The sequence below is a fragment of the Xanthomonas cissicola genome (assembly GCF_008801575.1).
GTDB classification, from domain to species: domain Bacteria; phylum Pseudomonadota; class Gammaproteobacteria; order Xanthomonadales; family Xanthomonadaceae; genus Xanthomonas; species Xanthomonas cissicola.
Genome location: NZ_VZPL01000104.1, coordinates 1 through 8,178, shown reverse-complemented (window position 1 = coordinate 8,178; position 8,178 = coordinate 1). Strand labels below are relative to the sequence as shown.

The 8,178-nt window shown below is 58.6% G+C and carries 11 protein-coding genes and 1 pseudogene; 6 read left to right on the top strand and 6 right to left on the bottom strand.

The genetic code is table 11. The annotated features are described in order from the left end of the window. Window positions 1-270 (bottom strand): TrbC/VirB2 family protein (locus tag F7R02_RS22970; RefSeq protein WP_151210214.1); only part of this gene is annotated, 270 nt, incomplete at its 3' end. 20 nt (window positions 271-290) lie between these two features. Beyond that, window positions 291-578: a MobD protein gene (locus tag F7R02_RS22965; protein WP_078589021.1), complete on the bottom strand. Its 288-nt coding sequence runs from the start codon at window positions 576-578 to the stop codon at window positions 291-293. A gap of 294 nt (window positions 579-872) precedes the next feature. Between F7R02_RS22965 and F7R02_RS26535 the strand changes: the two genes are divergently transcribed. From F7R02_RS26535 to F7R02_RS22940, 3 genes are all read left to right on the top strand, one after another. Beyond that, complete coding sequence (locus F7R02_RS26535; protein WP_040107540.1) at window positions 873-1,106, top strand: hypothetical protein; 234 nt, start codon at window positions 873-875, stop codon at window positions 1,104-1,106. Window positions 1,107-1,240: 134 nt separating this feature from the next. Beyond that, entirely contained in the window at window positions 1,241-1,630 is a 390-nt protein-coding gene (locus F7R02_RS22950; RefSeq protein WP_078589017.1) for a hypothetical protein, read from the top strand. A gap of 516 nt (window positions 1,631-2,146) precedes the next feature. Continuing rightward, window positions 2,147-2,965, top strand: a complete 819-nt coding sequence (locus F7R02_RS22940) for a hypothetical protein (protein WP_078589013.1) — start codon at window positions 2,147-2,149, stop codon at window positions 2,963-2,965. A gap of 532 nt (window positions 2,966-3,497) precedes the next feature. Here F7R02_RS22940 and F7R02_RS22935 read toward each other — a convergent pair. Further along, window positions 3,498-3,689 (bottom strand): annotated as a pseudogene (locus F7R02_RS22935) (Tn3 family transposase); the annotation flags it as partial. A gap of 820 nt (window positions 3,690-4,509) precedes the next feature. On the opposite strand from F7R02_RS22935, the gene F7R02_RS22930 reads away from it, so the two are divergent. From F7R02_RS22930 to F7R02_RS22920, 3 genes are all read left to right on the top strand, one after another. Further along, window positions 4,510-5,118, top strand: a complete 609-nt coding sequence (locus F7R02_RS22930; protein WP_078589011.1) for a hypothetical protein — start codon at window positions 4,510-4,512, stop codon at window positions 5,116-5,118. A 113-nt stretch (window positions 5,119-5,231) separates the two neighbouring features. Further along, window positions 5,232-5,864 (top strand): nucleotide-binding protein, encoded by a 633-nt coding sequence (locus F7R02_RS22925; RefSeq protein WP_078589009.1) that lies wholly within the window; start codon window positions 5,232-5,234, stop codon window positions 5,862-5,864. Then, window positions 5,857-6,186 (top strand): hypothetical protein, encoded by a 330-nt coding sequence (locus F7R02_RS22920; RefSeq protein WP_078589007.1) that lies wholly within the window; start codon window positions 5,857-5,859, stop codon window positions 6,184-6,186. The genes F7R02_RS22925 and F7R02_RS22920 overlap by 8 nt, the downstream gene beginning before the upstream one ends. Before the next feature lie 104 nt (window positions 6,187-6,290). On the opposite strand, the gene F7R02_RS22915 is transcribed toward F7R02_RS22920, so the two are convergent. The 3 genes from F7R02_RS22915 to F7R02_RS22905 are packed head-to-tail and all read right to left on the bottom strand — an operon-like array spanning window position 6,291 to window position 7,843. Then, window positions 6,291-6,644: a hypothetical protein gene (locus F7R02_RS22915; protein ID WP_078589005.1), complete on the bottom strand. Its 354-nt coding sequence runs from the start codon at window positions 6,642-6,644 to the stop codon at window positions 6,291-6,293. A 48-nt stretch (window positions 6,645-6,692) separates the two neighbouring features. Next, a complete protein-coding gene (gene stbB / locus F7R02_RS22910; RefSeq protein WP_078589003.1) occupies window positions 6,693-7,400 on the bottom strand; it encodes a StbB family protein in 708 nt (235 codons plus the stop codon). Next, window positions 7,397-7,843 (bottom strand): hypothetical protein, encoded by a 447-nt coding sequence (locus F7R02_RS22905; RefSeq protein WP_040239273.1) that lies wholly within the window; start codon window positions 7,841-7,843, stop codon window positions 7,397-7,399. Before F7R02_RS22905 ends, stbB begins: the two co-directional genes overlap by 4 nt. Window positions 7,844-8,178: the final 335 nt, after the last annotated feature.

The following is an 8,178-nucleotide window of genomic DNA, read 5'->3' as shown; positions in this document are numbered from 1 at the left end:
GCGGCCCGACTTCCAACGATACCCTTGGATCGCCAAGGTGATGATGCCGATGTAGTAGCCCCACTCATAAATGAGCAGTTGCGTGATCGACTTCAGGAAGGCGGTGATCCCGCCGAACGTGCCACCGGCATCTTGTGCATATGCGAGCTGCGGAAGAAAGACGAGGGCCATCACGAGGACGTTAGCCGCCAGATCGAGCACCCTGTCTACCTTGTCGCCCTTGCGCGGGCCTGCTGTCGTGTCCTTTTCAATGGCTTCATTCTTTTCCACTCTTAGAACCTCTCAGATTGTTAGTTGTGCCACGGGGCAAAAACTACGAACACGCTCTTTGTGTGCGGGCAGCTCTCCTTGATGAAATCGACAGCTATGTCCAAACGTTTCCAGAGCTTGGTTTTACCGAGCGCGGTAACGACCTCATAAACCTTGTCCTGCGGTAGCTTCAACGTCATCCGCCACCACCGGCTGTTCTCGTGCTCCGTCTCAACCAGATAAACCGCATAGTCCGGCTGAGCCTCATCGAGCACGGCCAGCTCTTTCTTGGTCAGGGTGAGCATTGCTTCCTCATCGTTGAAAAACAAAGAGGGAAGTAATGCCACGGTCAAGTTCAGCTTTCTACGCTTAGGTTTGGGTTTTTCACTCTTCACATCGCACGTGTAACGTTTTATACGATCCGTGAATTATAGAATCACAATCGTGCTGCGGATGCAATCATTCGATTGTTAAACTGTTTGATTCGCGTTCTCCTGTGCTCTGTCCGCCATTCCCAACCTCCCCGCGTTTTCCTACACTGCCTAGGCTAGGCACCGACTTTTGCGCTTAAATATGCCCATATCTATGTGCATATTCAACCCCCAGAGAAATTTAGGACTCCGATGAGCAAAGCAGCCCCCGTGAACATCACCTTGCCGGCTGATTTGCCAGGATCCGTGGTTCAGAAGTTCATAGATCCCATCGACCGAGCCGCTTTCTTCGGCCGCCTGTCCAATTCGATGATGGTCCGAGCCCTGCTCGAGCTCGCCCTGGAGCACGCCGACGCTTACGACGCCTCGGCCATCAAGGACTACGAAAGCCTGAAAGCAGAACTGAGACGGACGCTGAAGTCCTAGGCGTACTTGAGCAGGCCGCAGCCAAGCAGAGGGTCGGCAGGGATTTGTGTAAGAAACAGCCAAAAGTGAGCTAACTCGCTGTCAGCACAGAACTTTCAAGAACCCTCCCTGCTTTCCCGAGGAAGACAAAAACCATGGGCATCAATTACACCGATGAACTTGCCAACCTAGTACGGTTTACAGGCAACACTGCATTGGCCATCCGGCAATACTGTGCTTACAGCGCGGATGCCACCCCCGCCAGTCGTGCGCCGCGCGATGTCATGTGGCTATCTGACAGCCTGCACAACTTCGAGGCCATTGGCCGCAGCGTGTTGCAGGCCAACCACGCGTACGTCGCTTTCATGGCTGGTTTGCTGGCCGAGCAGTTCCAGGAGCATTTGCAGACCGATCCGAGTGATCCGGAATCACCGGCGGCCGCTTTCAAGCGCAATGCTCGGTACGTCGATCTGCACGCGGTCATCGCGACGCTACTCAATCTGCAAGCCAAAGCGGCGGCGGCGGTCGAGGAGGCGACGGTTTAAGAGGCGGTTGACACGTTCGCCGGTTGGCGAGAGGATTGAGCTATCGCTGCACAATCAGCGATTCGGCACATCAAACCGATCAAGATGGCAGGAGCGTGCAAGCGCCCATCGTCCGATGCTGGCGCTTTTATTTAGCTCGCCAGTTCTATGGTGGGCGGTGCGCGGAGGCCGCAAGGCCTGCCGGTTCCCGCTTCTGCCTATCCGGTTTTGATGACCGCGTACCGTCCACCACCTTTCCTGCGAGTACACTCGCTCTGCAAGAAGGTAGATTTAGCACCAGACGTACCAACACAACGAGGCAGCCTGCTGGTGTGATCAGCGGAGGCCGAAAACGAAAAAACCGCCCCTGCAAGGGCGGCTTTTTCATCACTGGGCTGGCGGGAAAAAACCAGTACCAATGGGGCACTAATCGATACCCCCATCCTAATCCCGCCGGCGAAGCCGTGCAAGAGGGAAAAGGATGCAAAGGCCGAAACGCCGAACACCTTGCCCCGCTGCCGTTCATCGGCGCGGGACATGCCAGCAGTAGATCCAGGCTTCCACACGCCAGGCCCAGAACCGACCGCCACCAGCGGTCGGCCGCACAAGCGTGTGCGTTGGCGTCAGCCCAAGCCGCCGGCTGGCAAGAAGCGCCGGCCGCCTGTGCTGGATGCCACCCGCGACGGGCTGGTGCTCGCCTTGGAAGAACGGAAAGGCGCTTGGAAGCGGATTAGAAGCAACGTCATTGTGGCCGGTTATGCGCTGGACAAGGCGCTGACGCGGGTGCGCGGACTGCGCAAGGACGGGGCCGAATCGTTGCTGTCCATGGCCGTGGCGCTGCTCTACCTGGCCGACGTGCGAACCGGGTTTGTGGGTAAGCCACGCCAGGGCGGCGGTCCCTGGCAGCGCTACACGCTGCTCGACCTCGCCCAGCTCGCCTATGGCGGGCAGACGCCCGCCGAGGAGCGGCGCGCACGGCGCTCGCTCGACATGATGGTGAGCCTTGGCTGGGCATTCCCCACCAAACAGGTACGCCGGCACACCAAAGACACCGAGGGCGGCGACCTGTGGCGCAGCGCAGCGGGCGTGCGCCGGCTCAACTTCCAGCGGCTGTGCGCCTTGGTGGGCACCAGCTGGTTGCTCAAGCGCGATCGCAAACACGCCGACCAGGCACGCGGCATAGGCGTTGCGTCCTTCACGCAGGTGCAAGCACGTCAGCCGGCCCAGGAGCCGCGCACCGCGCCGCGCAGGGGTGATGCCCGCCCTGCGGCACACCGCGCCACGGGCGACCCACCAGGCGGCCTACAGCACGCCGCGCAGTACATCGCGGACATAGCGAACACATTCAAAACGTAGCCGTAGCCGTAGCCGTAGCCGGCAGGCTCGCCCCTGCCCGATGCCGCAAAACAGGCACCACGCCGGCAAATCTGCCGCGCAAAGGCCGGCTAACGCCCCTGCGTCGGCCTCTATACACCGAGTCGAACCCCTCAGTTATCTACGCAGCGGTGGATAAATCCACCGCTGCGGTGGGTAAGCCTGTGGAGGAATAACGCTATTTGTCCTGTTTAATTGTCAGGCCAACCAGTCAACCTTTGGTTGAAAACACAGTCAGTAGAGCGCTCAACAGCGAATCGGCGTCGCCGCCGCTACGCGACGACGAAAGCATTAGACGCTCAATAGAGGGGCTGCGCCCCTCGAGCAAACAGCAAAAACGGGTCAGCAAGGAATAATTAATCGGACTTCGAGGCAGGCCATGACCCTGGAAGGGCTGTCGGCTTCGGGTGGCATGCGTTAAAGAGCGGTCACCGTGCGCTACGCGCACACAAACCGGCAGCGGTTCACTGGACCCGCAGAATGGGGTTGTAAGCCGGAACCGCCGAAATTTCCGTCATCCCAGCTCCAGTTCCGCCACGAGCGCGTCTAGGTCGAGCATCTTGCCGTCGCTCTGGAAGGTGTAATGCCCGTTCAGCAGGATGTGCCGCCAGGCTGCCGGTGACATCTGGATGATGAGCGCCAGCGCGTTGGCGTTGCCGCTCGCCTCATACTTCGTCAGCAGCCGCGACAGGATGGCCGAGTTGAGGGACGGCAGGGATTCGTGCAAAAAACGGCCAAAAGTGGGATAACTTGCTGTTAGTAAAGAATTTCTCACAGATTCCTGCCGGCCCTCAATCCCGGCCGCGTGTACTCCTGAATAGTCCTTGCGTGCTCTGCTGTGAAGCCGGCGGCATCCGTCTATTACCCACCCTGCGACCGACCGGTCTCGCACAGTCGTCGCAAGACAGTTGCAGCGTGTCGAACCTCGAAAGGGACCAGGTAGTGGATGAGCCGATGGAAGCGCCGTTTTATCTGGCAACTTCATGTTTTCACAAAAGAAATCGGATTCTGCGAGTCATTTTTACACGTATGTCGGCTAAACCCCTGGAAGGGCTCCCGACTTCGGGTGGTCTGCGTTTAAGAGCGGTCACCGTGCGCTAAGCGCACAACAGCGCTTCGCATAGCAAGCCCTCAATCCGAGGGTCGGCAGGGATTTGTATAAAAACCTTCTTTGACAGCTAGTTAGCTCACTTTTGGCTTTTTTTTACACGAATCCCTGCCGACCCTCGACCTGGGCCAGGAAGCCGAAGCGTTAGCCTTCATGACGCCGGCCGACGGCCTTTTATTGACTACCGTGACGGCGCAAATTTTAGCAGCTAAAATATAGCTAGCTTCTAGATGACAAGAAAAGAAAAAACCCGCCAAGGCTGGCGGGTTTTTCGTACTATCGTATGTCCTCGGGGGGAGGCTTGCGCCCGCTAGTCCCGTGGCTAGTGACTCAAATATAAGGTTTCCGGGCGGGTATGTCAAACAACAACCAGAAAACAACCATTGATGCAGTACGGGCCGCGTTGTCAGCGGCTCGCATGGGAACCTTCGAGGTCGCAGCCGGGGTGCAATCGGATGATAGCCCTGCGGCCCTGTTGCTCTACGCATGGAACGCTAAGGTGTCGGGCGCGTTCCTGGCCCCGCTGCATGTGTGTGAGGTCGTCGTCCGAAACGCGGTGTCCGATGCGCTGGAAGCCCTCTATGGACCGCGCTGGCCGTGGTCGGCAACATTCGAGCGCAGCTTGCCAGATCCCATGCAAGGCTACAGCCCGCGCCGTGATCTGCAAAGCGCCAGACGGTCAGCGAAGACCACGGGCAAGGTGATCCCGGAACTGAAGTTCGTTTTCTGGCAGAAGATGTTCACGAGCCGTTACGACACCCGCATTTGGGATCAGAATCTGCGGCGCGCCATGCCGAACCTTGACCCGGCCAAACCTGTTGCCACTCTGCGGCACGTGATCTATGGCGATTTGGAGCGCGTGCGTCTGCTGCGGAACCGCATCGCGCACCACGAACCGATCTTTGCCCGAGCGTTGGCAGATGACTACCAGACGATATTGGCACTGGTGACGTACCGCTGCGCGGTTACAGCCGCGTGGCTGGATAGCAACCAGACTGCCACAGCCATCATTGCTGCCAAGCCCTAAAGAGCGCGAGCGGCGGTGAAAACTTTAGCAGCTAAAGTCTATCTAGCTACTATCTTTTATCTATCTTCTATCTTAGAATCGCTGCTACCTAGCAGCTAGATAGGGGCTAAATTATGGCGGCGATTGTCGCATTCGTCTCACAGAAGGGCGGCGTAGGGAAATCCACACTGGCGCGTGCCCTTGCGCGTGAAGCGGCCGCTGGCGGCTTGCGCGTGAAGGTAGCAGACCTGGATACACAGCAGGGAACGGCTGTCGATTGGCACCGCCTGCGGCTTTCCCAGGGCATTGAACCCGTGGTGTCCGTCGAGGCGTTCGCCACGGCCGCGCAGGCCCTGGAAGCAGCCAAGGGTTACGACCTTCTCATCATCGACGGGCCGGCCCGCACCAGCTCGGCGACGCTCGACATAGCCCGCGCTGCCGATTTGATTGTGCAGCCGTCCGGCGCATCGAGGGATGACCTCATTCCGGCCGTGCGCGAGTTCCACGCGCTGACGAAGACCGGTGTCCCGAACGACCGCCTGGCGTTCGCCCTCAACCGCATCGGCACGCCGGCGGAAGAAGTCGCGGCGCGGGTCTATTTGCAGCAGGCCGGCTACACCGTCCTGGATGGGAGCTTGCGCGACCGGCCGGCCTACCGCCAGGCGCAAAACACCGGCCACAGCATCACCGAAACCCGCTTTGCGGGCCTGAACGAGCGGGCCGACACACTCATTCAATCGCTCATCGACCGGGTGAAAAATGGCTGACGTATCCAAGCTCAAGAAACTGAAAGGCCGGCGCGACGAGCTGGGCGCACCGCCGACGCTGGACGAGGCCAGCACGAACCTGAGCGCGCCGGAGGTTGCGCCGGTAGCCAGGCCGGCCGCCGCCAACCCACCACCGCAAGCGCCGGCGGCCAAGAAGATCGACGGCCGGAGCGCCCGCAAGACTAACCGCACGGTGCAGTTCGCCACGCGGGTGACGCCGGAATGGGATGCCCGCATCCGCGCCCTGGCGCAGCGTGAAGGTGTGCTGCTGGTAGAGATACTGGAAAAGGCCCTTGACCATTACGAAAAATCTAGCAGCTAGTTTGCTGCTAGGTAGCGACTACATAGTCGAAAACCGACACCTGCATTTTTTGTTAATGCTGGACACTGCTGCGAAGGTGGGGTGATTACCCGAGCGCCCGTGCCTTACATCCCGGCCAGCTTGGCGCCAACGAAGCCGCCCACCACGCCAGCGACAAACGCGAACCCAGCCAGCAGCAGCACGAACCGCCGCGCCTTGCTCTCAAACGCCGCATTCGCGGCGACGAGCTGCGCCGCGCCGCTATTGAGCTGATGTCCGATCTGCGCGGCTGCATGTCGGCCAGCTTCGCTGAGCTTCTCGGCGTTCTTGTCGATAACCGACTCGAAATTGAGCTTGGCGGCCAGGAACGCCTTTCCGGCCGCGTCCGTTGTCGCCTTCTCGATCTTTCCGGCCAGCGCATCGTCTGCTTGCTCGAAGCGACGCACGAGGGCGTCGGCATCTTGCAGCAGCTCGGCCATGAGCGCTTCACGGGCCGTGGATACGTTACTCCCCATGACGTCCCCTCATCACTTGAACAACGCTTTGTAGACGTCATCGAGGTTCTTGTTAGCCGACTTGGCGAGCCGCTGCGCCGAGATCATGCTGACCGCGTGCGCCTTGGCGTCCTCGTCCTTGGCTTCACGAAGCCTTGCCCGATAGTCCGTTTCATCGGCCACGATTTCCGAGACAGTCTTTTTCAGCGTCCGCAGCCGGTCGAAAATCTCGTTCTTGAACACCACGGCTTCCGGTCGCAGCGTGAAGCGTTTCTCGGCCTCGTGGAAGCCGAAGATCATCGCGAAGAGGCGCGGCACGTCGTTCGCGTCTTCCAATTCGACCTTGTTGAACACCACACGGATTTTCTTCGCCGGTACGCCCAGGTCTGCCAGCGTCCGGATGGTATTCAGCGTGTCGATTTGCTGCTTTTTCTCACTGACAGCCGGCACAACGAAGTAGTCGAATTCCTCATGGGAGCCATCGAACTGGCCCATCTGCTTGATGAACTCTTCGACGTTGGATGCACCCACGTCCACGATGGCCGAGTCGAGTGTCATCAGGTCCTCTTGCAGCCCGCCGTAGTTCTTTCCCTTGAGACGCTGTGCGTCACTGTCGGCTGATGATCCTGCATTGATGGTCTCAATCTCGAATTTCGGTGCGTTCATGCGCGGTGCAAGCAGGTGATCGACCAACGTGGTCTTACCTGGATTCCCACTGAAATTTATGACGGCGACTTTCATTTGTGCTTTCTCCATTTCTCTTTGGCCAAGCGCTCGTAACGGGCGATATCCTTGGCCTGTTCTTCCGGGTCGGGTTTCATCACGCGGTCAAGCTCTTGCATCGAGATCGGACCGCGAGATGGTGGTGTTTCGGCTGAATCTGTTTCGTGCGATACAGATTCGGATTCGCCAGGTTGAGGTGGTGCCGGCATGCCGACCGTCCGCGAGGCCGATTGCTGCCCTTTGGTCTTTGCTTGATGCTTCTTTCGGTATCGATACAGGTACGTCTTGAGGGTCTGAAACGTGAGGTCGAAACCGGCATCGGTCAGCGCCTTATGGATCGTCCCAAGCTGCACGCCTGCTGCCAGCTTCTTTTCAATCTCTGGCATGACTTCTCGCAGTTGAGCCGCTTTCGAGGTCGGTTCCGTTTGCCTGACTGCCTGTTTTGCGTCTGGCTTGGTCATTGATGTGCCACCGTCGTCAAAGTGTTCTCTAAATGTACTCTGTTTGTATTCCATTAGTACACCTATAGTAACCCTATTGACCTCTATTCGTATCCGGTTTGCACGCTATATGTTAACTAACCGTCTACTTTCTGTCGTCGCCGCTCCTACGGCCTTCGGCCTATGCGACCTGTACGCCCTTAACCCCTAGAGATTTCGGTCCTTAACAGGCCCAAATCTCAATACACATCACGCACCCCCTTCGGGGTTGCTAAAGCCTTGTCAAACATGGATTTGCGGGCGATTTACACCGCATAGATGACTATAGCTACTCTATAGGATGTAGCCGGAATGCC